The sequence below is a fragment of the Hyphobacterium sp. genome (assembly GCF_965217055.1).
GTDB lineage: Bacteria > Pseudomonadota > Alphaproteobacteria > Caulobacterales > Maricaulaceae > Hyphobacterium.
The window spans coordinates 2,091,530-2,117,708 of sequence record NZ_OZ244227.1 but is presented as its reverse complement, the minus strand read 5'-3'; the positions used below and the strand labels follow the sequence as shown (position 1 = coordinate 2,117,708).

General features: G+C 59.7%; 24 protein-coding genes. 8 read left to right on the top strand and 16 right to left on the bottom strand.

Going from position 1 to position 26,179, the window contains the following annotated elements; all coding sequences use genetic code 11:
- Positions 1-4: 4 nt before the first annotated feature.
- The 7 genes from ACOOFN_RS10450 to ACOOFN_RS10420 all read right to left on the bottom strand — a co-directional run bounded on the left by ACOOFN_RS10450 (position 5) and on the right by ACOOFN_RS10420 (position 5,531).
- Positions 5-529 (bottom strand): DUF3035 domain-containing protein, encoded by a 525-nt coding sequence (locus tag ACOOFN_RS10450; protein ID WP_420431187.1) that lies wholly within the window; start codon positions 527-529, stop codon positions 5-7.
- Positions 530-600: 71 nt separating this feature from the next.
- A complete protein-coding gene (lspA, locus tag ACOOFN_RS10445; protein WP_420431185.1) occupies positions 601-1,083 on the bottom strand; it encodes a signal peptidase II in 483 nt (160 codons plus the stop codon).
- A gap of 82 nt (positions 1,084-1,165) precedes the next feature.
- Positions 1,166-2,089, bottom strand: a complete 924-nt coding sequence (locus ACOOFN_RS10440) for a bifunctional riboflavin kinase/FAD synthetase (RefSeq protein ID WP_420431183.1) — start codon at positions 2,087-2,089, stop codon at positions 1,166-1,168.
- A 7-nt stretch (positions 2,090-2,096) separates the two neighbouring features.
- A complete protein-coding gene (locus tag ACOOFN_RS10435) occupies positions 2,097-2,540 on the bottom strand; it encodes a MaoC family dehydratase (RefSeq protein ID WP_420431181.1) in 444 nt (147 codons plus the stop codon).
- A gap of 60 nt (positions 2,541-2,600) precedes the next feature.
- Complete coding sequence (locus ACOOFN_RS10430; protein WP_420431179.1) at positions 2,601-3,446, bottom strand: TIGR01459 family HAD-type hydrolase; 846 nt, start codon at positions 3,444-3,446, stop codon at positions 2,601-2,603.
- A gap of 43 nt (positions 3,447-3,489) precedes the next feature.
- Positions 3,490-4,698, bottom strand: a complete 1,209-nt coding sequence (locus ACOOFN_RS10425; RefSeq protein ID WP_420431177.1) for an EAL domain-containing protein — start codon at positions 4,696-4,698, stop codon at positions 3,490-3,492.
- A 161-nt stretch (positions 4,699-4,859) separates the two neighbouring features.
- Positions 4,860-5,531, bottom strand: coding sequence for an OmpA family protein (locus ACOOFN_RS10420; RefSeq protein WP_420431175.1), 672 nt, complete (start codon positions 5,529-5,531; stop codon positions 4,860-4,862).
- Positions 5,532-5,787: 256 nt separating this feature from the next.
- Between ACOOFN_RS10420 and groES the strand changes: the two genes are divergently transcribed.
- From groES to ACOOFN_RS10405, 3 genes are all read left to right on the top strand, one after another.
- Positions 5,788-6,075 (top strand): co-chaperone GroES, encoded by a 288-nt coding sequence (groES, locus tag ACOOFN_RS10415; protein WP_420431173.1) that lies wholly within the window; start codon positions 5,788-5,790, stop codon positions 6,073-6,075.
- Positions 6,076-6,125: 50 nt separating this feature from the next.
- Positions 6,126-7,772, top strand: coding sequence for a chaperonin GroEL (groL, locus tag ACOOFN_RS10410; protein ID WP_420431171.1), 1,647 nt, complete (start codon positions 6,126-6,128; stop codon positions 7,770-7,772).
- Positions 7,773-7,895: 123 nt separating this feature from the next.
- On the top strand, positions 7,896-9,884 hold the full coding sequence (locus ACOOFN_RS10405; RefSeq protein WP_420431169.1) for a S9 family peptidase: 1,989 nt from the start codon (positions 7,896-7,898) through the stop codon (positions 9,882-9,884).
- Positions 9,885-9,963: 79 nt separating this feature from the next.
- On the opposite strand, the gene ACOOFN_RS10400 is transcribed toward ACOOFN_RS10405, so the two are convergent.
- Positions 9,964-10,620: a hypothetical protein gene (locus ACOOFN_RS10400; RefSeq protein ID WP_420431167.1), complete on the bottom strand. Its 657-nt coding sequence runs from the start codon at positions 10,618-10,620 to the stop codon at positions 9,964-9,966.
- A gap of 104 nt (positions 10,621-10,724) precedes the next feature.
- Positions 10,725-11,813: a glycoside hydrolase family 3 N-terminal domain-containing protein gene (locus tag ACOOFN_RS10395; protein ID WP_420431166.1), complete on the bottom strand. Its 1,089-nt coding sequence runs from the start codon at positions 11,811-11,813 to the stop codon at positions 10,725-10,727.
- Positions 11,814-12,112: 299 nt separating this feature from the next.
- Between ACOOFN_RS10395 and ACOOFN_RS10390 the strand changes: the two genes are divergently transcribed.
- A complete protein-coding gene (locus ACOOFN_RS10390) occupies positions 12,113-13,051 on the top strand; it encodes a hypothetical protein (RefSeq protein ID WP_420431164.1) in 939 nt (312 codons plus the stop codon).
- Between the two features lie 404 nt (positions 13,052-13,455).
- Here the strand turns inward: ACOOFN_RS10390 and pgi are convergent, their stop codons facing one another.
- Complete coding sequence (pgi, locus tag ACOOFN_RS10385) at positions 13,456-15,072, bottom strand: glucose-6-phosphate isomerase (RefSeq protein WP_420431162.1); 1,617 nt, start codon at positions 15,070-15,072, stop codon at positions 13,456-13,458.
- 45 nt (positions 15,073-15,117) lie between these two features.
- On the opposite strand from pgi, the gene ACOOFN_RS10380 reads away from it, so the two are divergent.
- Positions 15,118-15,579: a hypothetical protein gene (locus ACOOFN_RS10380; RefSeq protein ID WP_420431160.1), complete on the top strand. Its 462-nt coding sequence runs from the start codon at positions 15,118-15,120 to the stop codon at positions 15,577-15,579.
- On the opposite strand, the gene ACOOFN_RS10375 is transcribed toward ACOOFN_RS10380, so the two are convergent.
- From ACOOFN_RS10375 to ACOOFN_RS10365, 3 genes are all read right to left on the bottom strand, one after another.
- Complete coding sequence (locus tag ACOOFN_RS10375) at positions 15,576-17,666, bottom strand: protein-disulfide reductase DsbD family protein (RefSeq protein ID WP_420431158.1); 2,091 nt, start codon at positions 17,664-17,666, stop codon at positions 15,576-15,578. The genes ACOOFN_RS10380 and ACOOFN_RS10375 overlap by 4 nt on opposite strands.
- 105 nt (positions 17,667-17,771) lie before the next feature.
- Entirely contained in the window at positions 17,772-18,545 is a 774-nt protein-coding gene (locus ACOOFN_RS10370) for a SapC family protein (RefSeq protein WP_420431156.1), read from the bottom strand.
- Positions 18,546-18,686: 141 nt separating this feature from the next.
- Positions 18,687-20,753 (bottom strand): TonB-dependent receptor, encoded by a 2,067-nt coding sequence (locus tag ACOOFN_RS10365; protein ID WP_420431154.1) that lies wholly within the window; start codon positions 20,751-20,753, stop codon positions 18,687-18,689.
- Positions 20,754-20,930: 177 nt separating this feature from the next.
- On the opposite strand from ACOOFN_RS10365, the gene ACOOFN_RS10360 reads away from it, so the two are divergent.
- The gene (locus tag ACOOFN_RS10360) at positions 20,931-21,287 is read left to right on the top strand and encodes a transcriptional repressor (protein ID WP_420431152.1); all 357 of its coding nucleotides are present in this window, start codon (positions 20,931-20,933) and stop codon (positions 21,285-21,287) included.
- A gap of 18 nt (positions 21,288-21,305) precedes the next feature.
- Positions 21,306-22,223: a thioesterase family protein gene (locus tag ACOOFN_RS10355; protein ID WP_420431150.1), complete on the top strand. Its 918-nt coding sequence runs from the start codon at positions 21,306-21,308 to the stop codon at positions 22,221-22,223.
- An 8-nt stretch (positions 22,224-22,231) separates the two neighbouring features.
- Here the strand turns inward: ACOOFN_RS10355 and ACOOFN_RS10350 are convergent, their stop codons facing one another.
- Positions 22,232-23,068, bottom strand: coding sequence for a tetratricopeptide repeat protein (locus ACOOFN_RS10350; protein ID WP_420431148.1), 837 nt, complete (start codon positions 23,066-23,068; stop codon positions 22,232-22,234).
- Between the two features lie 35 nt (positions 23,069-23,103).
- Entirely contained in the window at positions 23,104-23,910 is an 807-nt protein-coding gene (locus tag ACOOFN_RS10345) for a hypothetical protein (protein WP_420431146.1), read from the bottom strand.
- A 175-nt stretch (positions 23,911-24,085) separates the two neighbouring features.
- Between ACOOFN_RS10345 and ACOOFN_RS10340 the strand changes: the two genes are divergently transcribed.
- Positions 24,086-25,264, top strand: coding sequence for an FAD-dependent oxidoreductase (locus ACOOFN_RS10340; RefSeq protein WP_420431144.1), 1,179 nt, complete (start codon positions 24,086-24,088; stop codon positions 25,262-25,264).
- Between the two features lies 1 nt (position 25,265).
- Here ACOOFN_RS10340 and ACOOFN_RS10335 read toward each other — a convergent pair whose 3' ends face one another.
- Positions 25,266-26,156, bottom strand: a complete 891-nt coding sequence (locus tag ACOOFN_RS10335; protein ID WP_420431142.1) for a LysR family transcriptional regulator — start codon at positions 26,154-26,156, stop codon at positions 25,266-25,268.
- Positions 26,157-26,179: the final 23 nt, after the last annotated feature.

Sequence of the window (26,179 nt, the reverse complement as noted above, 5' to 3'; positions counted from 1 at the left end):
CTGCCTAGAGTCCGGGTAATTTGCCGATCGTGCTGCGGTCGCGTTCGATCTCGACCGGCTCACCACCGGTCAACAGTTCGATCTGACGCAGGCGTTCAGACTCTTCATCGGCATCGATGGTGACGGCGTCCTCGCCGATACCTTCCCGACTACGGCCCCAGAACAGGATCTGGTCGGCAAACGCCGAGGACTTGCGCACAACACTTGCGGATTCTCCGTCAATGATGGCGCGGATAAAGGGGTCGGCTTCGCCGCCACCGGCGCGCGCAATCAGCAGCGCTTCACCGTCGGATCCCTCGAACTCTCCCCGCGTACCAATCAGTGCCGCTCGTGCGGCCTGGTCAGGAAATATCTCTTCCGGGCGCGGCTCGCCGGGACGCGGCGGACGCAAATTGTATTCCGGCGGAACCGTCAGCGGCGCGATTGTGACAACACGGAATTCATCCGGCTCGGCGCTGCGGCGCGACGTGCAGCCGGCAACCGCGACTGCGACCGTCAGAATAGCAAGCGTGAGAAGACGCTGACGCATATGTGACTCCTGAAATTCCAGAACCGTTTACTAGCGGAACTGCTTGGCAATCGCCAGTCTTGCGCTCACCTTTAATCCCGCTCGTTGAGGAGCAGGTCGATGACCAGGATGGCAACGCCGATATTGATGCAGATATCGGCGACGTTGAAAACCCAGCCGAAACTGAAGCCGAATGGCAGCGGCAAGCTGGAGAAATCGAGGAAATCAGCTACTGCACCGTAGACTGCCCGGTCAATCGCATTACCGACTGCCCCGCCCATGATCAGCGCATACGCGGTGGCTTGTAGCCAACGGGCGGCGCGCAACATCCAAACCCCCAACAATCCGGTCACGCCGAGCGAAAACGCGATCAGCAGCCAGCTGTGCCAGACCGCCTGTGCCTGCAGGAAACCGAAGCTGATGCCGCGGTTCCAGACCATGGTCAGGTGGAAAAACGAGAATATTTCCTCGCGTTGGCCGGCGGGCTGATTGATCAGGTCGAGACCGTACAGCACCCAAGTTTTGCTCGCCTGATCGAGCGCCACGATCAGAATGGCAATTCCGATTCCGGCCATGGGAATGAGGCGGGTACGCCGACGCTGGAACATCCGTCACCTGTTGTTTCTTGTCGCGACCGGTCGCCTCTAACAAAGCGCATTAGCCGGGTCCAGCGAGAACCTTGCGGGCTGCCGCTGCATCGGCCGCAATCTGCGCCTTCAACTCGCCGAGTCCATTGAACTTTTGTTCAGGTCGCAGGAAATCGACGAACTCGACATCGACCGTTTCGCCATAGATGTCCCTAGAAAAATCGAAAAGGTGGACTTCGAGCCGCTCTGTATCACCACCTACCGTGGGTCGCAGGCCCACATTGGCGACACCGTGGTGGAAGGTCCCGTTCAAATCCACACGTACAGCATAGACCCCGAATTTCGGCCGACAGTATTCGCATAATGGAATGTTTGCGGTCGGAAACCCGATAGTCCTTCCGCGCTGATCGCCGGTTTCGATTTCGCCGCGCACCGCCCACCGGCGGCCGAGCAGGTCTGCCGCACCGGCGACATCGCCGGCAGCCACGCACGCGCGAATGCGGCTCGAGGAGATTTTTTCGGTCCCCGCCGATTCGAGCGCAAGGCCCGAGACCGAAAAGCCAAGCTGTTCGCCAATTCCAGTCAGAATTGCGACATCGCCGGAACGGCCCTTTCCAAACTCAAAATCGGCACCGACAAAAATTTGCTGCACATTGGCCCAGCCGCACAACACCGTTTCGGCGAACTCACGCGGCATCATGTTGGCGATGGAAGCGTCAAACGGGATGATGTGGACGCGGCCAAAACCGAATTCGCGCAGCACATCGATCTGCTGGCTGTTGTCCATTATGCGGAAGGGCGCGGCGTCAGGCCGGAAGAAACGGCGTGGATGCGGGTCGAAAATCGCAACGCTTGCGGTCTGTTTCAGGTCTGCAGCCTTGTCGAGCGCCGCCCTCAGGACCACCTGATGCCCACGATGGACACCATCAAAATTGCCCAGCGCAAGAACGCTTGGCGGAAACACCGTTTGAGGAGATCCGTAAACGACCTGCATGGAGCAATCAGTCGGCCGATTTGGGTTTGCGCGTGCGCACCATGACGCTTGCTCGCGCGGCCATAACCTCGACATCGCCGACACAACAGGAACAAGACAATTCGACCATGCGTGTCTTGAGATCGATCGCCGTTATTTCTGCGCGAGAAACAACTGTATCGCCGATTCGCACCGGTCTCTGGAAGGCGAGATCCATGCTGACAAATATCGAACCGGGCCCGGGCAATTCATTGCCCAGCAGGGCAGAGAGATAGGAAGCGATCAGCGCGCCATGCGCTATGCGACCGCGATAAGGTGTTCGGCGGGCAAAAGCTTCATCGAGATGCAGTGGGTTGTGATCGCCCGAAACGTCCGCGAACGCCCGGACGATCCCGTCATCCACCGTGCGTTCCAGCTCGGCAGACTGTCCGACATAGAGATCTTCCAACGGAATGGGCGGCTTCACCGACATTCAGGCACTCCCTTGCTTTCCCGCTGTTAGACGCGAACGCCGAAAGACTGTCCAGATGGCTTACCAGATCAGATGCGGCGCATACCAATCAGCTGCAACACCATATGCGGCCAGCGCATCCTCTGCTGCGCCTATGCCGGCACCTGAAATCTCGCTGCCAAGAATACCGTCGCCTATGAATAGCGAATCGATGCCCATGCGCCGCGCACCAGCGATATCGGTCTCAGGTCCGTCGCCGATGGCCAACACGCTGTCACGTGGTTCCGACCAGCCCGACCGTGCAAGCGCGGCGTACCCCAACTCGTAAATCGGTTTGTGCGGCTTGCCGGAAATAATGCTTGTACCGCCAAGCTCGCGATACAGGCGCGCCAGGGCTCCGGCGCACCAGACGAGCTCGTCGCCGACCTGCACGACAATATCCGGATTGGCGCAGACAAGTTCCAGATCTCGCGCCACCATTCGTTCGAACATTCCGCGATAGTCTTCCGGCTCCCATCCGAATTCACCGCTGGGCCCGGTACAGACGATTGCATGCGCCGCTTCGGCGCTGACGAACTCCAGACCAAGGCCGTCATAAAGCTGGTCGTCCCGTCCTGCAGGTCCGATCTTCAGGAAAGGTCCAGGCGCGCGTTCTGCCAAGGCGAAACGCGTCGCATCGCCGGAAGTGACGATGGCGTCCCAGGCGTCATCCGGTGCACCCATATAGGCGAGTTGCTGCGCAAGGTCGGCCGATGGGCGCGGTGAATTCGAGACCAGCACGACACCGCGGCCCGCCATACGGGCTTGCTGAAGCGCGCTGATCGCATCGGGAAGAAGCGCATGACCGTCACGGATTACACCCCACACATCGCAAAAGAGGGCGGAGTATTGCTCGAGAATGTCGGACAGTCGTGGTGCGGTCTTCATGGCGGCCTAACTAGACGAGGCGCGCCAATGTGCAAGGCTTGAATTAGGCACTCCGCCGAATCGGCTCGGCAATCGTCTCGTCGAGGATATCGTCGCGTACCGGGCGCGGCTCGCCGAAAAGATGCCCTTGCGCAAAACCAACATCGATATCGAGCAATTCAACGACAGTTTCTTCCTGCTCGATTCGATCGGCAATCAGGTCGAGGCCATATTTGGCAAACAGGCTGGGAATATCCTCGGCGATCAGCGATCCGGCTTCGAGACCGGCGATCGGCTCATTCTCGCGGATGGCCGTCACCAAGCGTTCGCCGGTGACTTTTGCGAACCGCACTCCGGCTCGTTGCATTTCGGCGAAATCGCAGTCGAGTTCGGTCATCTGATCGATCGAGAACCGGAAGCCGTAATCGGCAAGCCGGCCCATATTCCGGGCTGCGGCGGTGGATCGCGCTTCGAAGGCCGACTGCGAAACCTCGAATATCAGGGAGCTTGCAAGATCCGAATTCCGGCGCATGTAGTCGAGGAAGTTCGGGAAGAAATCCTCGTCTGCGATCGAGCGGAGTGAAATATTGCAGAAAATTCCTATGCGGCGGTCAGACTGCGTCAGTCTCCGCACAATCTGGACACAACGGAACAGCAACAGATTGTCGACTTCGGCGACAATTCCGGCCTCTTCCGCTGCCCGTATGAAGACGGCTGGCGTAATGATGTTGCCATTCCGGTCGCGCAATCGCGTGAAACTCTCGTAGAAATATGTCTTGCGCTGCGGCAGCGAAACGATGGGCTGGAGGTAAAGATCAACGCGGTTGGCGGCCAAAGCGTCTTTGACTGAGTGAATGTCCACGCCATCAACGGATTCGACCGCACCGGTGCGTGGAATCTGAGCAGTTGCGCCGCCCATTTTGCGCACAAGGTCTTCTAGCACGCGGACTTCATTGGTCAGCATTTCCTCGCGCACTGCTGCTTCAGCACGGATGGACTCAGCGATCGTATCGAGACGCGATTGCGCCTGCGCCACTTCTTCCGTGAGGTCGAGATTGGCAGCTTGCAGCGTTTCGATGTCCTTCATGATTTCAACGCGCTCGATCGAGCGAGCAGCGGCCGAGTGAGCCTGGCTGGCGATCAGGAAGACGACGGCGCCCATCATCCAGGCAAAACTCGTCGACATCAGGCCAAAACGCTCAAATGCCAGCGCCGCCACGATCGCGATCATGGCGTAGGTCAGGACAATCAGCAGGTCGCTGGCGCGAGGCATGAACGCTCCAAAGCAATCACGGGCGAATCAATATGATTGACCCGAGATTACGTTGGATCGCTTCGCATTGTCAGATCGTTAACGAATTTGCGCGGGAACCGGTAACAGATAGCAGAAAGCCCGGCCGGCGGCCGGGCTTTCCAGATGAAATGGAGAGGCTATCAACTCGCAACGTGCGGGCGGATGCGAATCTCCACGCGCCGGTTCTGGGCACGGCCCGCAGGTGTGTCATTCGTGGCGATCGGCGACGTTTCACCGAGACCGGCTACATAAAAGCGGTCACGCAAGACGCTTTGTGCGATCAGATAGCCTGCCACCGACTGGGCGCGGCGTTCCGAGAGGCGCTGGTTGTAATCCGCCGCACCGGTCGAATCGGCGTGGCCGATGACGTCGACATATGTCGCCGGATACTGTTTCAGCACATCGGCCAGATCGTTCAGCACATGATAGAATTGCGGTTCGATGTCGGACGAATTGGTCGCAAACGTCACATCGCCCGGCATGATCAGGCGAAGATCGTTGCCTTCACGGCGGACGCCGACGCCTGAATCGCGAAGTCGTTCGCGCATCGCCTGTTCCTGACGGTCCATGTAATTGCCGACACCGGCACCTGCCAGCGCGCCGATTCCAGCGCCAATGAGCGCATTGGTCCGGCCTTCTTCGGAATCATTGGTATTGGTGAGGTAGCCGAGGGCGGCACCAGCAGCTGCACCGATGAGCGCGCCACGGGCGGTATTGTTGGGGCGGGTCTCACCAGTATAGGGGTCGGTCGTGGTGCATGCGGCCGTAAACGATAGGGCCAGCGTTGAAACAAGAAGAGCACGCACTTTCATTTGAAAACTCCATTTGGTGGGGCTGGTGACGGGAGTGCCAGCCATAGCAAACGCAAATCTACCCGCAAGGTTCCACTTTGACGAACGATAGTTGGGCGGGGATTGCGTGAACCGCACATGAACGCGAAGCGCACGCGCCACCGAATTCTGCGGTCAGGGCCCTTGACGGAACACCCTGGCATGCCTATTTGCGCCGTCGTTAGCAGCCGACGCATGAGAGTGCTAACGGCTGTCGAATTCAAACAGGGGTATGAACATGTCATTTCGTCCGCTGCACGATCGTGTGCTTGTAAAGCGCGTGGAAGAAGAAGCGAAAACCAAGGGCGGGATCATCATTCCGGACACCGCCAAAGAAAAGCCGCAGGAAGGCGAAGTTGTCGCCATTGGTGGCGGCGCCATCAAGGATGACGGCTCCGTGCGTCCGTTGGACGTCAAGGTCGGCGACCGCATCCTGTTCGGCAAATGGTCCGGCACGGAAGTGACGCTCGAAGGTGACGAGCTGATCATCATGAAAGAGTCCGACATTCTGGGCGTGATGGGCTAGGCCCCGCTCCGACTGTCGCATCCCAAACACGAAAGAAACGGAAGAGCAAAATGGCTGCCAAAGAAGTCAAATTCTCCACAGATGCCCGCGAGCGCATGCTCAGGGGCGTGGATACCCTCGCCAATGCCGTGAAAGTCACGCTCGGCCCGAAAGGCCGCAATGTCGTGATCGAGAAATCCTTCGGCGCCCCGCGCACCACGAAGGACGGTGTGTCTGTCGCCAAGGAAATCGAACTGACTGACAAGTTCGAGAACATGGGCGCGCAAATGGTCCGCGAAGTCGCGTCCAAGACCAATGATGCCGCCGGTGACGGTACCACCACCGCAACCGTCCTGGCCCAGGCCATCGTTCGCGAAGGCATGAAGTCGGTTGCCGCCGGCATGAATCCGATGGATCTCAAGCGCGGCATCGACAAGGCTGTCGCCAAGGTCGTCGAGCAGATCCGCGAAGCCGCGACTCCGATCAAGGGGTCCGAGGAAATTGCCCAGGTCGGCACAATTTCTGCCAATGGCGAGAAAGATATCGGCGACATGATCGCCAAGGCCATGGAAAAAGTCGGCAATGAAGGCGTGATCACGGTCGAGGAAGCCAAATCCCTCGAAACCGAGCTGGACGTCGTGGAAGGCATGCAGTTCGATCGCGGCTATCTCTCGCCCTATTTCATCACCGACGCCGAGAAGATGCAGGCCGAGCTGGAAGATCCGTTCGTCCTCCTGTTCGACAAGAAGCTGTCCTCGCTGCAGGCGATGCTGCCAGTGCTCGAAGCTGTCGTGCAGTCCGGCAAGCCGCTGCTCATCATCGCTGAAGACATTGAAGGCGAAGCGCTGGCCACGCTGGTGGTCAACAAGCTGCGCGGCGGCCTGAAGATTGCGGCCGTCAAGGCCCCGGGCTTCGGCGATCGTCGCAAAGCGATGCTGGAAGACATTGCCATCCTGACGGGCGGCACGGTCATTTCCGAAGACATCGGCATCAAGCTCGAGAACGTCACGCTCGACATGCTGGGTACGGCGAAGCGCGTCACCATCACCAAGGATGACACGACGATCGTCGACGGCGCTGGCTCGAAGGCCGACATCGAAGCGCGCGTTGGTCAGATCCGCAAGCAGATCGAGGACACCTCGTCGGAATACGACAAGGAAAAGCTGCAAGAACGCCTCGCCAAGCTCGCCGGCGGCGTTGCTGTGATCAAGGTTGGCGGTGCCACCGAGGTCGAAGTGAAGGAACGCAAGGACCGCGTCGATGACGCGCTCAATGCGACCCGCGCTGCGGTCGAGGAAGGTATCGTTGCAGGCGGCGGCGTGGCCCTGCTGAAGGCGACCAAGGGTCTCGAAGGTCTCAAGGGCGAAAATCCTGACCAGACACAGGGCATCGGCATCATCGCCCGTGCGATCCAGTCTCCGATCCGCCAGATCGCTTCGAACGCTGGCGTCGAAGGTTCGATCGTGGTCGGCAAGGTGCTGGAAAACGAAAGCGCAACGTTTGGCTACAACGCTCAGACCGAAGAGTATGGCGACATGCTCACCTTCGGTGTGATCGACCCGGCCAAGGTCGTCCGGCACGCGCTTCAGGATGCGGCGTCGATCGCCGGCCTGATGATCACCACGGAAGCTGCCGTGGCTGAAAAGCCGAAGAAAGACTCCGCTCCGGCTGCACCCGACATGGGTGATATGGGCGGCATGGGTGGCATGGGCTTCTAGGAGTCTCGCCAACCGGCATGCACAGGAAGGGGCGGTTCTTCGGAGCCGCCCCTTTTTCTTTTGCCGCTATTGGCCTTCCGGCACGCATCGCTAGGATTGCGCCAACTTGTGGGGAGACAGGATATGAGAAAACTGATCGCTTTGTCCGTTGCCGTCGGCCTCGTGGCCGCCTGCAGCCCGTCGGAGACGACATCAGATGCCGCTGCAGGAACCACGGACGCGTCTGCAGCGCCTGGAGCAGAGTCGGCCGGGACGACGGCGAACCCGTTTGCGACCTATGACGCCGAAGTGTTTCACGCTACGACCAGCGTCGGCATTGCCGGCGGCGGATCCGCCTTCGCGTTTTCGCAGGATGGCACGCGGATACTCGTGAGCTCCGATGAATCCGGCGTCTTCAACGCCTATTCCATCGACATAGAAACCGGCGAGACCACTGCGCTGACGACGTCGGACACCGATGCGTATTATGCGCTTACCTGGCTGCCTGACAGTGACCGAATTCTGGTGAGCGCGGATCAAGGCGGGAACGAGCTCGACCACATCTATGTGCGCGATGAAAGCGGCCAACTCTACGACATCACGCCGGGCGATAATCTGAAAGCCCAGTTCATGGGCTGGTCTGATGATGGCAGCCAGATGTGGGTCGCGACCAATGAACGCGATGCCGCCGCTTTCGATGTCCATGCTTACGACACGGCCTCTTTCGAAGCCGTGGTGGCGTTCGAGAACACGCAAGGCCTGCAGATTGGCGATATGAGCTCTGATGGCCGTTATGTCGCCATGGTGCAGAATGTCAGCTCGGCGGATGCCAATATCTTCCTGGTCGACCTCCAATCACCCGACTCTGAACCCCTGCTCATAACCCCGCATGAAGGCAATATCGCTTACGGCGTTTATGGCTTCACCCCGGACAATACGGCGCTCGTCTACGCGACAAACGAGTTTGGCGAGTTCAACCAAGCCTGGACCTATTCCATGGCCGATGGCACCCACGCGCCGCTTGTCGAGGCCGATTGGGACGTCATGTATGTCTCTCATTCTCCCTCCGGCCGTTATCGGGTGGTGGGGATCAATGAGGACGGCCGGACGGCGGTTTCGATAACGGACACGTCATCGGGTGAGCCATTGGCGCTTCCCGACCTGCCCGCAGGCGATATCGGATCGGTCCGGTTTTCGCGTGATGAAAGCGAGATCGCCTTCATCATCAACTCCTCGACCTCTCCGAGCAATGTTCACTGGGTCGACCTGGAAACGCAGGAACATCGGCAGCTGACCGATACGCTCAATCCGGCAATCGATGAATCCCACCTCGTGACGGCGACGGTTGAACGCTTCAACAGTTTCGACGGGCTCGAAATCCCCGGCATCATTTACCGGCCCGTGCAAGCCAGCGCCGACAACCCTGTACCCGCGCTCGTTTGGGTTCATGGCGGTCCTGGCGGACAAAGCCGCATCGGCTATTCCGCCACCATCCAGCACCTCGTCAATCACGGCTATGCGGTCTATGCGGTCAATAACCGTGGATCCTCGGGCTACGGCAAAACCTTCTTTCACATGGATGACCGCCGCCATGGCCAGGAAGATCTGGGCGATGTCGTCGCCGCCGGAGACTGGTTGCGATCGCTCGACTGGGTGAATGAGGACCAGGTCGGCGTGATCGGCGGATCCTATGGGGGCTATCTCACGGCGGCCGCACTCGCCTTCCATCCGGAAGCTTTCGAAGTCGGCATCAATATATTTGGGGTCACCAACTGGGTCCGCACATTGGAGTCCATTCCGCCCTGGTGGGGTGCATTCCGCGACGCGCTCTACGATGAAATGGGTGACCCGGCGACGGACGGCGAGCGGCACCGGGCCATTTCTCCGCTATTCCATGCCGGGAACATCATCCGGCCCATGCTGGTGGTTCAGGGCGCCAATGATCCGCGCGTTTTGCAGGTGGAAAGCGATGATCTGGTCGAGGCCATCCGCGCCAATGGGGTACATGTGGAATATGTGCTCTTCCCTGACGAAGGCCATGGTTTCCAGCGCAAGGAAAACCGCATCACGGCGTCGAACGCCTTCGTCACCTTCCTCGATGAATTCCTTCGCGGAAACACGCAGGACGAGTGACGCCTCGCCTGTGACACCGGAACAGGGGGCGGTTCTTCGGAACCGTCCCTTTTTCATGTTCGGCCGGCGTCAGCGCCGCTCAGCTTTCGCGGCCCTCGGGATAACTCGCGAACACCTCGATCGAGATGCGGAATCCGTCGACCGGCTCGACCCGCATGGCTGCTCGGCCTTCATACCGTGCCAGCAATCGCGGCGAAGCGATGACCTGCGGCCCGCTGTCATCATGCCGGACAATCTCGACATGGATCATGACGTTTTCGCTGGCACAGCGAATTTCGCCGTCGTCGGTACACGGATGCGCCGAGACGCTGACATCGTAATAATAGGCGCCGGCCTCGTCTGCGGCCGGAGACAACCGGTAGATCGCCGGCGCGTCATAATCGAGATTGAGGATACCGTTCACGGCCTGCTCGCTTGAGGCGTTCTGGATACTCACCTCGAACATCAGCTCAACATCATCGGCGCCAACCGCCGGGGTCCAGCTCAGAAAAGCCGCCGCGAAAACTGGAATGCTCAACAGCGCAGGAATGGAAAAAGTCGGGTTCGTCATGATCGCCATGCCTTTCGAAACCAGGGAAAAGGACTGGCTCCGGCCGGTCTGCGCCGTCATGAAATCGCGAACCGCCTCGCTGGCCGACAATCCCTTGCGTCGGCAGGCATCGAGAAATTCCGATTTCAGCGTCTCGGGCACCCGCACTTCAAGGGTTTCGGTCTTCTTCGGTGGCCGGATCGTCATGGCGCAAACCTCCCGCAGCCGCTGTTGAGCGAGCAGCATAGCATGATCGTGGACAAGCGGTTTCGTGTTCGGACGCCGGATTTTTCTGCCCGGACAGAGGCGCGTTAGCCGGCGCGTTCCGCCAACGCGTCGAGCCGTGCCATGGAGGCATCGATCCGCGCTTCGGTCAATTCGCTGCTAGCCACGGCCTCCTCGACCCAGCCCGCAAAACGCTGCGGCAATTCCGGATCCGGCGCCGCAGAGTTTGACATCATGATGATGTCGTTCCCCGCCCGGATTGATCGGATGACCGCCTCGCGCTGATCGTAATTCTCCCGGATCGCGCCCATGTCGAGATCGTCCGTGATGAGGGCGCCGCCATAGCTGAGACGCTGACGCAAAAGCTCTTCGAGAATCGGCCGTGAGAAGGTCACCGGATCGCCGGCGGGATCGAGATCCGTGTGGGTCAAATGGCCACCCATGATCAGATGAGCGCGATCTGCCTCGATCAGACGGCGGAACGGGTCCAGCTCCGAATAGCTCCACGTCTCGGTAATATCGACAAATCCGTGATGACTGTCGCCCGAAGACCGCCCATGGCCGGGGAAGTGTTTGATTGCACAGGCAGCGCCGACATTCTCGAATGCTTCGATGAATGCCGCAGCATACGCGGCGATGCGCGCGCCATCAGAGCCATAGCCACGCCCCCACCGCCCGATAACGCCGTTTTCTTCGTCCTGGACATCGGCAACTGGGGCCAGGTTCAAATTGAATCCCGCTGCTCTGAATTCGCTGGCAGCTGCGGCATAGAGATCGCGCGCCTCCGCCACGGTCTTCTCCTGCGAGACGATATGTGCGCGGGGAATGGCCGAGTATCCTAGATCTCCGGACAGGCGCTGAACCGCGCCGCCTTCCTGGTCGACCGCCATCCAGGCATCCGGCGCCTGTTCGCGAAACTGTGCGGTCAATCCTTCGACGCCCGAACGCGAGCGAACATTATGGCGCAGGAAAAGCACACCGCCGATCCGGTCGTTCGCCAAATGGTCGGCAATCTGTCGTGCGCCATCGGTATCCGGGTTGTCGCCTATAAAGCCGAGCATCAGCATTCGAGCGGCCTTCGCCCGCAGCGGCTGCGCACTTTTGGCCATCGCAGCGGGCATGACCGGCAACAGGCTGGCAGCAGCCGCACTCTTCAGGAAACGCCGTCTGTGCATGAATCTCTCCGCCTGTTTGTCAGGCCATTATTGGCCTGCCGCTCCCCGGTGCAAGGTATGCGCCGCTTTGTGGACAGCCCGTGTCGAAATCGTCACCTGCCCGCCAACCAGCGGTAATCTCTATCGATACAACCTTGCGGAGCCTTCACGAAAGGCCCCTTCTCGCGGCGACGCATGCTTCCCCAAATCCCCATGCGTCGCCGCATCTGATTTCACTCACGTGACGAAAAATTCAGCGAACCGCACGGCTTCGGTAATTCCCCTGATGGAAGTGTGCCTTCACCGAACAGGAGGGACACATGAAGAAATGGCTCGCTATCACCACTGCCTCGCTGGCGATTACCGCCGCTGGTTGCTCTACAGCCGCGATGGCGCAACAGGACAGCGCGAACCTCGATCAGGATCGCTATAACAACGTTTTTGTTCAAAGCCGTCCTGGCGACAGCAATGCCGTCATATTGCGCGATGTCGAGGTCGAGGCCGACGGTGACGAGATCATCATTTCCGGACCAAATATCCGTGTGCTCGCCGATGGCCGGGTCGCAATCTCAGGAGGCAGTGCCGAATTGATGACCTGGATTGTTGACCACGACATGGTATTTTCTGACGCCCATCACGCGATGCGGCTTGCCGAAATCGAATCCGATCTGGCGTCAGAACTCGGCCAACTCGAAGACATGCATGTCATCGTAGATGACTTGCACATGGAAGGCTTCGAGGAGGCCATGGCGGAACTTGAGCGCGAACTGGGTGAAATCGAGAACCGCCGCGTCGTGATCGTCAATGGCGAGCGCCGCGAACTGACGGACGAAGAACGCGCAGAGATTCACGAGGAATTTGAGGAAACTCGCGAGGACATCCGCGAATCCATGCAGGATATCCGCCGCGAGCAGGCGGAAAGCCAGGCCGAACGCCAGGAAGCCCTGCGCGTCATGCGCATCGAACTCGCGACTGCCCGGGAAGACATGCGCGAAGCCGAGCGCGAAACGCGGCAGGTGATTCTGCACACCGCTCGAAATGCGCAAGATCGCGAGCGGCTCATCGAGGCGCTTCGCGATGGTAACGCAACGCGCATCCGCTTCGAGAGCATCGACGGAGAAGAAAGGGTCTGGGTCGACGGCACGGAAGTCGATGGCGAGGCGCGACTGCGATGGCTGGAGCGGCTCGACACAGATCAACTCGAAGGCGGAAACAGGTCCCGTCGGATCATCATCGAAACCACCGGGGACGAGGAATAGGAATCATGGATCGGTCCGACCTCGGGGAAGAGGCCGGGCCGAACTGATACGGAGGGGTCTCGCTTGGAGGCGCTGTGCGCACTAACCGAGGGAGTCCTGAAATGCGCTTCAAAAAGCTACTGGCCATGTTGGCCGCAACACTTTTCGCTGCCACAGCCGTTGCCTGTGCAAGTTTGCCAGCTGGCAGTGAGACCGAAACGTCGACTTCGCGTAGCGAGCGGGACGCGCCAAACGGTTATTTCTGACAGTTCTGGCGATGCCCCAAAAAAAGCGGGCCGGCGATGAGCCGGCCCGTAATTATTTGGTCGATTGAGGCGTCTCCTCCCCGAAACGCCGAAGGACAAAACGGTCAGGTCCCGTCCTGTCCATTACTTTGGCGTCACAAAGAGGGGACGTCAAGCGCCTCAATCCCCCTTATCTTGCTGCACCCGCGATATCTGTTTCAGCAACACATTCGTCGATGCATCGTGCTCGCCTTGCTCGCCACCTGCGATCTCGGTTTCTATTGCAGCCGCTAGCTTTTTACCCAGCTCCACGCCGAACTGATCAAAGGCATTCAGCCCCATAAGCACGCTGAGTGCGTAGGTCTGGTGCTCATAGAATGCCAGTAGCGCTCCAAGCGTTGTTGCATCAAGCCGCCTGCCGAGAATGAATGTTGAACCGCGGCCACCGGGCATGACCTTGTGGGGAATTAAACGATCAGCGATTGCCGTCGACAAACCTTTTGTCGCGAGCTCGCGACGGACCGATTCAGAATCCCGGCCACACAAGAGCGCTTCTGCCTGTGCCACGGCATTTGCCAGCAATGCATTCTGCGGCGCACCGTCAGTACTTTGGGCAAAAGCAATGATATCGACCGGCACACCGCCATTTCCCTGATGCAGGAGCTGGAAAAAGGCATGCTGACCGTCAGGGCCTTCGCCGCCCCAGACGGCAGGGCCTGACGGAGCGGTCAGTTTCCGGCCATCAAGCGCCACGCTCTTGCCGAGCGATTCCATGGATAATTGTTGCAGCCATCCCACGAACAGGCGCAGGCGCATCGCATAAGGCACGACCGCCCAGCTTTTTGAGTCACGGATCATCGAATACCAGAAGACCACGAGCGCCGACATGACCGGCATGTTCCGGCGTAGATCTGCTGTCTGGAAATGCTCGTCCATTTCCCGCGCACCCGCCAGCAGAGCATCGAACCGGTCTGTCCCGATTGCCATCATGACCGACAGGGAGACCGCCGACCACAAAGAATACCGGCCTCCCACCCAGTCCCACATCTCGAAAAGGCGGTCTTCGGCAATCCCGGCCCGAATCGCCGCGGCCCTATTGGCGGTCGCTGCCACCAGATTGGTGCTGGCATCACCGCCCACTCCCGCCTCGAGCCAGTCTCGTGCGGCCGCAAAATTGTGCGTCGTCTCAGGTGTGGCGAAGGATTTCGATACTACGAAGACTAGGGTTGTCGCAGGATCGATATCGCGGGTCGCAGCTTCGAAGGCTTCGGGATCGACGCTCGACAGGAAGCGGACATCAAGGGGGTCATTTCCTCGCGCCAGGGCCTGGTGAACAAGGCGCGGACCAAGATCCGATCCACCGATGCCGATGTGCAGAACATGACGGAAGCGGGCACCGGCCGACGACGTGATTTCACCAGCTCTTACCCTTTCGGCGAAGGCGTAGGCCCGCTCGCGCTCCAGACGGGCTTGTTCACGCTTCTGCAAATCCGTCCCACCACCGCGCAGGGCCGCATGCTGTGCGGCACGATCTTCGGTGATGTTGACCTTGTCGCCGGCCATCATGGCGGCAATCGAAGCCGACATTCCGCAGCTCTCCGCAAGGTCGGTCAGCCCGCCAAGCGTTTCGTGTCCAATGGGGTGTTTCGAGAAGTCGAAATGCAGCCCGGCAGCATCGCCCGTGAAACAATCCAGGCGATCAGCCTCCAGGTCCAGATAATCCCGGGCATCCAGCGTTGCGTCACGTTTGCCACGACGGCGCAAGGCTTCAACCGCTTGTTCACGCGTCATCGACATGATGCTGGCTCCAAAACGTATGCTGGTAGCTTTCGAGGATCGACCATGACGCTTGTTTCCGTCGCATTCACGACCTTGTCTACCCTGCTGGCTGACCCCGGTGCGGATTTTGCAGCCTCCGCTGAAACGCTCGCCGTGATAGTAAACGCGCGCGCCACGATCGCTCGCACCTACCCGGCGCAGGCTGCACCCTATCTGTCAGCGAACGACACATTGGCGACAGGCCTGTCGTCTCTGTCGGGCCAGGCGATGGCATTATCGCTGCGCATGGAAGAAACGAATGGTCCGGAGGATTTGCGCTGCATCTATCGCGGGATGGCGCAAGATGCCCTGCTCCATATCGACCGGCTGGCGAAGGCGGAATTGCGCGCCGACCGGCTCGCCGTTTATGCAGACATCGGGTATTTGTTGCAGCATGCACAGGAGATCGGGCCATTGGCTGACCAGGACGAGATCGCGCCCTTCACCGGCGTACCTCCTGACTGCCCGCGAGGGCCCCTGCCCTAGTTTCGATCGACGGTTTCGATGATCAGACGTGTATTCAGCAAGGGCGGCAGGATCTCCGGTTCCGTCGCACCTGGCCCGTAATAGACGTATAGCGGAATGCCTGCAGAGCCGTAGCTTCGAATTGCGGCCGCGATCCGGTCATCACGATTGGTCCAGTCAGCGATCAGGATCTGGACATCGTTTTCTTCGAATGCCCGCAACACTGCGGGGGAGTTCAGCGTAACCTGCTTGTTGAACTGGCAACTCACGCACCACGCTGCGGTGAAGTCGATGAAGACCGGGCGCCCTTCCGCCACCAGCATGTCAACGCGGTCCTGAGACCACGGTTCGCCAGCGTATTCCGATGCCGTGCGGCTGGCAGCGACACCGTAGAGCGCCGCCGCTAGCAGCACCAAGCTGGACACGGCTGCAACCCGCGCAAGCACGGCCGAGAATTGCACGCTCCAGATTAAGAAGGCGAGTGCGAGAAAACCGAGAAGCAACATCAGCACGCCCTGCGGACCGCTCTGGATCGACAACACCCAGATTAGCCAGATGGCCGCGCCGAACATCGGGAAGGCCAGGAATTGCTTGAAGCGCACCATCCATGGCCCCGGCTTGGGCAACCAGCGCAACAGCGATGGAAAAAAGGACAGGATCAAATAGGGCAAGGCCAGCCCCAATCCGAGCATTGCCGAGACCAGGATCAGGACGTATCCAGGCTGCGCGAAAGCCAGGCCGAGCGCACCGGCGGCGAATGGCCCGATGCAGGGGGCAGCCACCACAACAGCCAATAGTCCGGTCATGAATGCGCCGGCGTCACCGCCCATATCAGTCCAGCGACTGCCGATACCCTGTAGCCGTGTGCCGACCTCGAACAAGCCAATCAGATTGAGGCCGATCGCGAACATGACCAGCGACAGAATCGCCACCGCTAACGGGCTCTGAAGCTGGAACCCCCATCCTACCGGCTCGCCGAGCGCTTTCAGGAACAACAGCACGCCGGCAAGGGCGAGGAAAGTCGACAACACGCCACCAAGGAACAGCAAGCCGTGGCGCCGCAACTCATCTGACCCGGAATGGGCTTTTTCGACAAAACCCAACGCCTTGATCGAGAGTACCGGAAAGACGCAAGGCATCAGGTTGAGTATCAACCCGCCGATCAGCGACAACAGCAACGTGACCGCCAGCCCGCTAACAGACACCGGATCGACATCTGCAGTGAATGCATCTGACGGAACATCAATGACAGCTTCACCCGGCTCCGGCGTGATTTCGACTGATCGCCGAATCCACGCTCCCGAATCCAGTGTCTCGTAGGTCAGAACGCCGGACGGCGCCCAAGTCAGTCCGGATCGGGCTTCTGGCGTCGGCACCAGGCGCAAGGCCACGCCATCATCGGATATATATGACAGCTGCTCGGCTGCGTGTTCGATCACGGTGTTCGAGAAAGGGAAGAAAGCCACATTGCGGACCGGGCCGCTGTCGTCCGGCAAGTGCGATGTCAATAAGAGCGACGAACCGCTACGCGTGATGCCCGCATCAATGGGAAACACTTCCGGCAACCGGGACATTCCCGATTCGATCAGAGCTGCGCCAGCCGCGTCGACAATGGCGGTCTGGCCAACACTTAGAAACAGTTCGACTTCAGCCGATTCCGGGATGCAGATTTCTTCGCACACGAGCCAGCTGACGTCGGCTTGGAGTTCGAGAAAACGACCGTCGAATGCGGTCATTATCGTGATTGGAATGGGCAATACGACTTCGTCGCCATACCCGTAATTCATCAGCGGCCCGAATTCATAGGCCGTCGGTGCAGGCCATAAAATCTCGCCAGCTTCCACACCGTCGGGAAGCGTCCAGTCAATCTGCGTCGGTTCGCCTGAATCTCCAGGATTGCGCCAATAGGTGTGCCAGCCGGGTTCAATCTGCATGTGCAGACCGACATAGAAGGTTTGACCGCGTTCCACCGTAACATGATCGGACACCAGGCGGGTGTCGACCATCGCCTCACCACCGAGGACAGATTGCGCAATCGGACTCGCTTGGCTATGCGCCGCCTCTACCGTTATCAGCAGGGCGATGAGAAGGCTAATAATTCGGATCATGTCCCGTCACGCGACTAGTTGCTCTGGGGACATATATTAAAAGTGCGAGAGGCGGGTAGGCCTCTCGCACCATTGTGATCATTTTGCAGCACTGAGTACCGCAGATTATTGAGCTGTAGCAGCCTGGTTCCGGCGAATTGCGCGATTGAGAATCCGGTCCCAGCGATTCAACGAAATCAAGTGCGCATAGACGGCGGCCAGATAGCCCTCATTGCGCAACTGCCCATAAGTGTCTTCCGGCAGCGCATTGAGCTTCTGTTCGGAAATGCCAAAATACTCGGCGATTTTGCGGGTTTCGCCCGAGCTCTGATCGTTCAGCGTGACATCCTTCGTCTCGAACAGGTCGAGTTCAACAAGTTTCTGGACGAAGGTTTCCGTCGTGCGTGCGTCAGCTTCGAAGGCGCTGACGAAATCGATCGCCTGCTGCAGTGCTTGCGTCGGCTCGCCTTGTTCGTCGAAGAACGGCATGCTCGCATTTTCCGAAACGACGCCTTCGGCTTCAACGTCGATGCAAACCGTTGCCGGTTGATCCGGGCCATTGCTGGCGCTCACGAACGGGTAGCGGCGCACAAACGCCGGGATCATGGCCTCTTCGTCGAAATTGCCGTCTTCCTTGACGAACAAATTCTGTCCGGGCTGAAGCCCCATCACGACAACCGGCATTTTGCGGTCGCCGAGGAAAATCACCGGAAAATGACCCGCATACAGTGCGAACTCGCCAACGATAGCCGGGACGAAATGGGTCTCGGAAAGAAATTGGAACGGATTCGCCGGCGGTGTCATGCCGTAAGTGCGGTGCTTTTCCTTGTTCAGCGGTTCCGGTCGCTTGTAGAGCGGAACCTGACCGGAAAGCTGCGAATTGGCGGGTGCATCTGCCATGTTAGCGTCCTCTGGTAATCGAAAGTCGCAGGCTCAATAGACAATTGGCCGCGCATTCACAATGGATAGCGTCACCCATCGCGTGATCCGCCTTCATTGTGGCTGCCAAATTGTGGCAAGTGTGGTTTTTCGAGAACGCCGCTAGAAGGCTACCGAAAGCGCCGCTCGGAAATTCCGTCCCGGCAGGGGCAGAACATCCTTCAGGAAGCTGGTGTGCAGCCTTGCCTCCTCGTCGGTGAGATTTCGGGCTTCGAGAATGAGCCGCACATCCTGATCCGCGATCGGCCGGAACACGGCCTGTGCGTTGAGAAGCGTGTAGCTGTCGGTGGGCAATTCGAAGCTGGCAATCTCGTCCTGTTCGGCCACCCAGACCACCTCAAGGTGCCCGGTCACGAAATCACGTTCGGCTTCGATCATGGCCGACAGGCCGAGCGGTGGAATCCGTGGCAGATTGCCGCCCGAATCCAGCTCGCCACGTACATATTCGGCTGTGACTTCGCCACGGAAATTCCAGCTGCCGGTTGTGCCAAATTCGCGTTCCGCCCGCGCCTCGAAACCCCAGATCGATGCGTCCCGCTGATCGTAGACGAAGACCGGAAGCGCATCCTGTTCAGCCCCCGTAGGGAATAGACCGATGAAACCGTCATAGTCGGCAAGGAACACCGCACCGTCGATAGCCCAGTCAGTCCCTTCGAACCGTCCCGTCAGATCCAGTGAAAGGGCCTGTTCAGGGGCGAGCGACGCATCGCCGACCTCGAAAGCCTGGGTGGCCAGGTGGGCACCGTTCGCGAAGAGCTCGACATCCGTCGGAGCACGTTCCGAAATGGCTACCGTTGCGGCCAGAAAGATATCTGTCTGGGGTCGGAAGAAGACTGCACCGGATGCGCTGAATGTATCGAAGGAGCGCGAAGCTGTGGCTGTCTCGACCTCGCGGTGTTCGATGCGGGCGCCACCTTCGAGACCCCATTCAGCCTGGTCGTATCGCTCGACCACGAAGACGCCGATGTCGCGCGTTGCAACGGGAACGATGTATGCTTCCGCGCCAACAGCGGAGAAGTCACGGTCGAAGGTCTGAAGCCCGAACGCCCCGGCCACGTCGCCGATCGGACGATGACGTAGCTCGACCCGTCCTTCCCAACCTTCATTGTCAAACCGGGTCGAAACCTGCCCGTCTTCAAGTTCGCTGTGGCGATAATCGCCGATACCGGCAGAGATGCGGATGCGCTCGATTGGGGCGCCGTCGAATCGTACATCACCACGCAGATCCCAGCGGTTTTGCGTCATGTCCAGCCGGGCACCTTCTTCATTATGCGAATCTGCGTCATCATGATCGTCTTCATGCTCGTGAGCATGACCGGGCAATCCGTATTCGCCATCCATGGTCCGGTAGGCGACACCGACAAAACCCCAATCGGCGACAAAAGACGTGCCGAACGAACCGCTGGCAAATTCCATGTCGCTTGACGGAACGCTGCCATAGATCTCTTCTTCCTCGTGATCATCATCGTCATCGAACGAAAGTTTCGGCGAGTCGTCGTGATGTTCTTCTTCCAACGCGCGCAGGCGCGCGGATTCGGCGAAACCCGGAATTTCGTAATTCTCGGCCGCCCGGCTTAGACCCTCAAGATGGAACACGAACGGACCCGCGCCTAAGCGTGTACGGCCGGCAATCTGATGGCCGTCATCCACACTCGTGGCGCCAAAATACAAACGGCTTTCGACCCCGTTCTCAGGCACGCTGTCAGGAATGCGGCCATCAATGATGTTGACGACGCCGCCAATGGCACCGCCTCCATAGGCAATCGCTGCCGGACCGCGGAGAATTTCAATTCGCTCGGCTTCCAGCGCTTCCGAAGAGACAGCATGGTCGGGACTGGCGGTGGAGGCGTCAACCAGTCCGACGCCATTGACCAATACCCGGACGCGATCCGTGCCCAGGCCGCGGATCACCGGCCGGCTGGAGGCCGGGCCAAAAAAAGTTGTGGTCACGCCGGGCTCGTGCGCGATGGTGTCGGCAAGGCTGCCGGCAAGATTTTCTTCAATATGATCGGATGTGACGACATCCGCCGACCCGACAATCTCGTCCGCAAAGACCTGAAGCGGCGACGAAGTAACGATCACGCGATCAATCTCGTCATCGCTTTGTGCCAATGCGGGTGCGGCCGCCGCAAGAGCGATGATAGACGCGGTACCAAGAAATTTTCGCATGCCAGCCTCTCAAACTTCTGGCGGTGTAATATTATAACATAACTGGATCGGCAACATACCGGGCTCGATTTCTGCAGCCGAAATGGATTAAAACTTAGCAATATGAGCTCGACCGATTCTCCGATCACTGCAGCATTGGACCACGCTGAGACCCATTGCAGTCAGCGTGGCGTCCGCATGACGCCATTGCGGCGCAATGTCCTGTCATTGCTGGTTGAGGCCGGCGAACCGGTAAAAGCGTACGATCTGCTTGATCGTATGCGCGCCGAGGACAAGTCGGCTAAACCACCGACCGTTTATCGTTCGCTGGATTTCCTCATGGAGGTGGGGCTGGCCCACAAGGTGGAGGCATTGAATGCCTACATCGCCTGCGCGCATTGCCACGACAAGGGTGGCGCCGAACTCTACATCTGCGGCCGTTGCGGCGATGTCGAGGAACGGCACGGCGTGCCGGAGCCGCAGAACGCGCCCGACGGTTTCGAGACGGACCGGTCCGTTGTCGAGCATTACGGCGTGTGCGCGAACTGCCGCTGAACCAATGCGGAGGCCAACATGATCGAGCTCTGGCGGGGTTGCGCCAACGCATGGGAATGCGACGAGCTCGGCCATCTCAACGTTCGCTTCTATATTGCAAAGGCTTGGGAAGCCGTCGGCGATCTTGCCGACCGGATCGGTATGCCGCATGCCTTTCAGTCAGGCTCGACGTCAACTTTGCGCCCGACCAACATTACGGTCCGGTATTTGGCCGAAGTGCGACCCGGGGCTCCGCTATTTGTCTCAGGGGGCGTAACCGACGTCGGCGACCGGAGCGCCGAAATCTGTTTCCTTCTCAATCACGCAGCCAACGGCCGGGTCGCTGCAGGATTTCGAATGACTCTTGGCCATTGTGTCCCCGGCAGCGGCCAGGCATTCGACTGGCCGCTGCGATGTCGCCGTGCACTTGAAGCTCTGACCATCGACTTTCCCGCCGAAATCCGGCCCAGATCATTGTCCAGCGACAGACCGGCCAAAGGCATTCGCCTCGCCGATGCCGACCGGCTCGGCCTGGCGGAGATCGGAAGGGGCCGGATCAATCCAGAAGATTGTGATACGTTCGGTGTCATGATGCCCGAGCACCTGCAGGGCAAGATATCGAATTCGGTTGCAAATTTTGTATCCGGGTTTCCCGAGCAGTTCGCTGATCATGCAACGTCCGGCGGCACGGTCGGCGGTGCTCTGCTCGAGGGCCGGCTCGCGATTCGCAAATGGCCAAGTACTGGCCAAGGCTATGTCATCCGCACCGGCCTCAAGGCCGCCGACCGGAATGTCCGAACCATCGTGCATTGGGTGTTCGATCGCCAAGGCCGGCTTTTCTGGTCAATGGAAGGTGTAGCCGCCATCATGGATCTGAAGGCACGCAGGTTGGTCAAGGCTGACGACGACACGCTCAAGGCATTTGCCGAAGACGTGCGACCTGAACTGACGCTCTAGGCGTCGCGTTAGTTGGCAAGGCGCCGGGCACGAGCCCGCGCCGCAACGGCCTGACCATCGGTAGCCGCCACGGTGGCGGCCTGCTCATACAATGCGTGCGCACTCACGACGTCGCCAAGTGTCTCATTGGCTTCGGCCAGAGCGATGACGGCATCAAAGCGACCTGGCTCAAATGCAACGACTCTTTCAAGCAAGGGAATGGCGTCGGCCGGGGCGCCCTGCGCCATGAGGCAGCCAGCATGCACCATCAAAGCATCGATATTCCAGGAATCCACTTCCAGTGCGGCTGTCGCCGCTTCACAGTCTGCTTGGTTTGTGTCCGATGGTTGCGCGGCACCTTCAGTTTCCATCAACAATTCCGGCGCGGTTTCAGTCGATGCTTCGACCGTAACCGTGTTCTCGCTTATTGGTATCGTGGTTGCAGCGGTGATATTGGCCGGCTCGACCGGCGCCTCATTGGCAGTGAGTTCACGCGATAGCGCGTCATCGGCAGGCGTCCATGACAGTCGCAAACCACTGTGCGTGCGCGCCACGGATAGATTGGACGCCCCACGCGTCAGCTCCAATCGCACAACCTGACGGTTGTCGACGGCTTGGGTTTCGATCGATGTGATCCAGGCATTGCCAGCCGGCAGGATGCGACGGGTACTTTCCGGCACAGCGGCGATCTCCAACTCCAGTACGCGGCCATCCAATCGCGTTTCAAGCAGCTCGGGTGCTCTGTCGAATGCGATGAAGATGTCGGGCTGTTGCGCATCGCCGAGTTCGCGCACATCGACGATATCCGCACCCGCAAAAGCGGATCCAAGCACCAATGTTACAAGGAGAATCGGCAATCTGCGCATGCCCGATCAAGTGAGCCGCACCGGTTAATGAATGCCTAACCGATCGGCGCCCTTGGACCGGCACAGGAATCATAACCGAACGCACCCATAAGCGTGCCGGTTTCATCACGAACCGATTCGTAGACATAGCAGCCATCACCCCGCGCCGGGATTTGCGACCGGACGAAAATCGGATCGGCCTCGCCGAGCCGCACATCGACCACGCTCAGCGGTAGAATGGCGTTGATCCGCTCATCATTGACCGTCACGCATTCCCACCGATTGCCGGTATGGTCGGCCAGTCTGACAGCTGTGCCACTGGCCGTCGCATAGGCAAAAATGACATGCTCGGCCTCGTGGCGCAGTTCGTTCACGCAGAGATCGATGGCCGGCAGCCAGTCGGCCAGATAATTCGACCAGCGATCGCTGGCTGATGTTTCGGAAGCACAACCGTTGAAGCGCTCCTGGCCCATTACCAGGGTCACGAAGAAGGACTGTCCAGGCCCGCATGGTCCCGCCTGCAGCATTATGAACACATCCGCGCCACTCTCCGAATGCCCGGAAAAGCGCCGTACCCCGCCGTTCAGATAAGGCACTTCCATCGCCAGCGCTGCGCGCTGGGCGCCTCCGCTGCCGTCAAACGAGAAATCGACATCCATGCCGGAGCCTGAAGCGTTATAGAGCATGGCGCCTTGCCAACCCGCTTCCCCGACCATCTCATAACCGAAGTGATTGTCAGCCAGATCATTACCGCGGGCAGGTTCATAGTCGAAAGCGCTGCTCGCCAGCTGTCCGTTCGGACTGGTGGTCGCGCAAGCCGTTACGCCAATCGCGACAAAGAAAACCAAGAGGAATTGTTTCATTCTGCGCCCCGCGCGTGATAATCGCTCAATCGAGGGATATTGCCATGAAGTGGTCCGGTCTGCACGCAACCTCTAGCGACAGGACAAGCAAGCGCATGCAGGATATCCCGAGAAGCGATAATCAGCTTTTGTCGGCCCCGAAGAACGCTGATAACGCGCTGGAGATCTGTTGGATATGAAAATTGCCGTTATCGGCTGCGGTATGGGCGGGATGGCCAGCGCGATCCAGCTGGCTCGCGATGGTCATCGCGTCACGGTCTTCGAAGCGTTTTCAGAAGCACGGCCGCTCGGCGCCGGGCTTCTATTGCAGCCAACCGGACTTACGGCGCTCGCGCAGCTCGGCCTGTGCGGCCAGATCGTATCGCGCGGAGCCGTTATTGAAGCGCTGGAAGGGCGGCGGCCCGACAACCGGCTGATAATGGATCTTCGATACGCGTATGGCCGCCGTGGCGAGATCGGCGTCGGAATTCACCGGGCGACTTTGTTCGACGCCCTCTTGGCAACATTGCGCGCCGAGGGAGTCGAATTGCGAACAGGCCACGCCATTCGAGGATTTGGTGATTTCCATGCCCCCGTGCTGCAGTGCGATCAGGGCGAAATCGGGTCTTTCGATGCCGTCATTGTAGCGGATGGAGCGCATTCGACCCTGCGCCAGCTGATCTGCCCTCACGCCCGGACCCCCGTCTACCCCTGGGGCGCCGTCTGGACAATCCGTCCTGACACTGACGGAAGCTGGCATGCTGACCGGGTACTGGCGCAGATCTATTCGGGCACCGGTATCATGGCCGGCATCCTTCCGGTCGGTGAAAACAGAACGAATTCGGATGGTCCACCCGGCGTCAGCTTTTTCTGGTCCTTGAGATTGGGCGCCATCGAAAAGTGGCGCGAAGCGGGCCTGGACGCCTTCCGTGCGGAGATTTCTGCCTGCTGGCCCGAGGCGACACGTTTGCTCGACGGTGTGAAATCACTCGATGCGTTTGCAACGGCAACTTATCGCGATGTCCGCTGCCCGCGCTGGTTTGCCGGAAAGGTTATCATGATCGGCGATGCGGCACACGGTGCCAGCCCGCAGCTCGGGCAGGGCGCCAACATGGCGATTTGTGATGGTCTGGCAATCGCTTCGGAACTGAAAGCGGCCGCGCCATCGCGCGCGTTCCTGTCATACGAAGCCCGACGTCGCCCGACGCTGCATTACTATACGTGGATGTCTTGGGCCCTGACGCCAGTCTTTCAAGGCGGTCCGGCCTGGCTAGGAAAACTCCGGGACCTGTTCTGCGGCCTCGCCTGCCGTCTGCCGGGATTTCGCAACCTGATGACCTGGACGCTGGTCGGACGCGGGCGCTGGCTGTGGTAAGCTAGGCGCCTTCCCGGAAATGTTCGGCGAGATGATCAACGAACAGCCGGACACGATGGGCCAGATAGCGGTTGGATGGGAATACCGCCCAGACATCGCGATGATCGGGTTCCCAGTCCGGCATCACACTGACCACGCGATGAGCCTTCAGCGCATCGCGCGCCGCCCAGCTCGGACTGCACGCAATACCGAGTCCTTGCGCAGCAGCCTCGACAGCCGCGCTTGCGCCATTCAGCGTCAGGCGCCCATTGATTTTCACTTCCTCGACCCGGTCCCCTTGCGTGAACCGCCACATCTGCGGTGCCGGCTTGTTGCGGTCGATGATGCAGGAATGCGACGCAAGGTCCGAGGGCTTTTCCGGCGCGCCGGCTGCCGCCAGATAGTCCGGCGCCGCAACAACCGACATGCAGGCCCGTGCCAGGCGTTTCGCTATCAGGCTAGAATCCGTGAGGTGGCCGATACGCACGGCAACATCAAAGCCCTCATCGACCAGGTCGACCATCCGGTCGGCCAATGACATGCGAACGTCCAGGCCGGGCCATCGACGCATGAATCCGGCAATCGCCGGCATGAGAATGCGAGCGCCGAAATCCACCGGTGCCGCAACACGAAGTGTGCCGGCCGGCGCGGCCCCCTCCTCGGCAAATCCTTCCTCGATCACTTCGAATTCAGCAAGCCACGGGCGGATCCGTTCCAGCAAGGCTTCGCCAGCATCCGTGAGCCGGACGGAACGCGTGGTCCGTTCAAGCAGGCGGGCCTGCAGCCGCGTTTCCAGTGCCGTAATCTGCTTCGACGCAGCGCCCGGCGTCATGCCTTCGCGCTCGGCGGCCTTGGTGAAACTGCCCATCTCGGCAACCGAGACAAACAGGCGGAGCGTGTCGATTCTGTCCATTCTGCCGATTTAAGCGGCGTTCC

Excerpts from the sequence above, each read along its gene's own strand:
- lspA (WP_420431185.1), bottom strand. The coding sequence starts at position 1,083 with ATGGCCGGAATCGGAATTGCCATTCTGATCGTGGCGCTCGATCAGGCG.
- ACOOFN_RS10435 (WP_420431181.1), bottom strand. The coding sequence starts at position 2,540 with ATGTCGGTGAAGCCGCCCATTCCGTTGGAAGATCTCTATGTCGGACAG.
- ACOOFN_RS10420 (WP_420431175.1), bottom strand. The coding sequence starts at position 5,531 with ATGAAAGTGCGTGCTCTTCTTGTTTCAACGCTGGCCCTATCGTTTACG.
- ACOOFN_RS10405 (WP_420431169.1), top strand. The coding sequence starts at position 7,896 with ATGAGAAAACTGATCGCTTTGTCCGTTGCCGTCGGCCTCGTGGCCGCC.
- ACOOFN_RS10395 (WP_420431166.1), bottom strand. The coding sequence starts at position 11,813 with ATGCACAGACGGCGTTTCCTGAAGAGTGCGGCTGCTGCCAGCCTGTTG.
- ACOOFN_RS10355 (WP_420431150.1), top strand. The coding sequence starts at position 21,306 with ATGATCGAGCTCTGGCGGGGTTGCGCCAACGCATGGGAATGCGACGAG.
- groES (WP_420431173.1), top strand. The coding sequence starts at position 5,788 with ATGTCATTTCGTCCGCTGCACGATCGTGTGCTTGTAAAGCGCGTGGAA.
- pgi (WP_420431162.1), bottom strand. The coding sequence starts at position 15,072 with ATGTCGATGACGCGTGAACAAGCGGTTGAAGCCTTGCGCCGTCGTGGC.
- ACOOFN_RS10345 (WP_420431146.1), bottom strand. The coding sequence starts at position 23,910 with ATGAAACAATTCCTCTTGGTTTTCTTTGTCGCGATTGGCGTAACGGCT.
- ACOOFN_RS10365 (WP_420431154.1), bottom strand. The coding sequence starts at position 20,753 with ATGCGAAAATTTCTTGGTACCGCGTCTATCATCGCTCTTGCGGCGGCC.
- ACOOFN_RS10335 (WP_420431142.1), bottom strand. The coding sequence starts at position 26,156 with ATGGACAGAATCGACACGCTCCGCCTGTTTGTCTCGGTTGCCGAGATG.
- ACOOFN_RS10360 (WP_420431152.1), top strand. The coding sequence starts at position 20,931 with ATGACGCCATTGCGGCGCAATGTCCTGTCATTGCTGGTTGAGGCCGGC.
- groL (WP_420431171.1), top strand. The coding sequence starts at position 6,126 with ATGGCTGCCAAAGAAGTCAAATTCTCCACAGATGCCCGCGAGCGCATG.
- ACOOFN_RS10370 (WP_420431156.1), bottom strand. The coding sequence starts at position 18,545 with ATGGCAGATGCACCCGCCAATTCGCAGCTTTCCGGTCAGGTTCCGCTC.
- ACOOFN_RS10450 (WP_420431187.1), bottom strand. The coding sequence starts at position 529 with ATGCGTCAGCGTCTTCTCACGCTTGCTATTCTGACGGTCGCAGTCGCG.
- ACOOFN_RS10390 (WP_420431164.1), top strand. The coding sequence starts at position 12,113 with ATGAAGAAATGGCTCGCTATCACCACTGCCTCGCTGGCGATTACCGCC.
- ACOOFN_RS10400 (WP_420431167.1), bottom strand. The coding sequence starts at position 10,620 with ATGACGATCCGGCCACCGAAGAAGACCGAAACCCTTGAAGTGCGGGTG.
- ACOOFN_RS10425 (WP_420431177.1), bottom strand. The coding sequence starts at position 4,698 with ATGCCTCGCGCCAGCGACCTGCTGATTGTCCTGACCTACGCCATGATC.
- ACOOFN_RS10430 (WP_420431179.1), bottom strand. The coding sequence starts at position 3,446 with ATGAAGACCGCACCACGACTGTCCGACATTCTCGAGCAATACTCCGCC.
- ACOOFN_RS10380 (WP_420431160.1), top strand. The coding sequence starts at position 15,118 with ATGACGCTTGTTTCCGTCGCATTCACGACCTTGTCTACCCTGCTGGCT.
- ACOOFN_RS10440 (WP_420431183.1), bottom strand. The coding sequence starts at position 2,089 with ATGCAGGTCGTTTACGGATCTCCTCAAACGGTGTTTCCGCCAAGCGTT.
- ACOOFN_RS10375 (WP_420431158.1), bottom strand. The coding sequence starts at position 17,666 with ATGATCCGAATTATTAGCCTTCTCATCGCCCTGCTGATAACGGTAGAG.
- ACOOFN_RS10350 (WP_420431148.1), bottom strand. The coding sequence starts at position 23,068 with ATGCGCAGATTGCCGATTCTCCTTGTAACATTGGTGCTTGGATCCGCT.
- ACOOFN_RS10340 (WP_420431144.1), top strand. The coding sequence starts at position 24,086 with ATGAAAATTGCCGTTATCGGCTGCGGTATGGGCGGGATGGCCAGCGCG.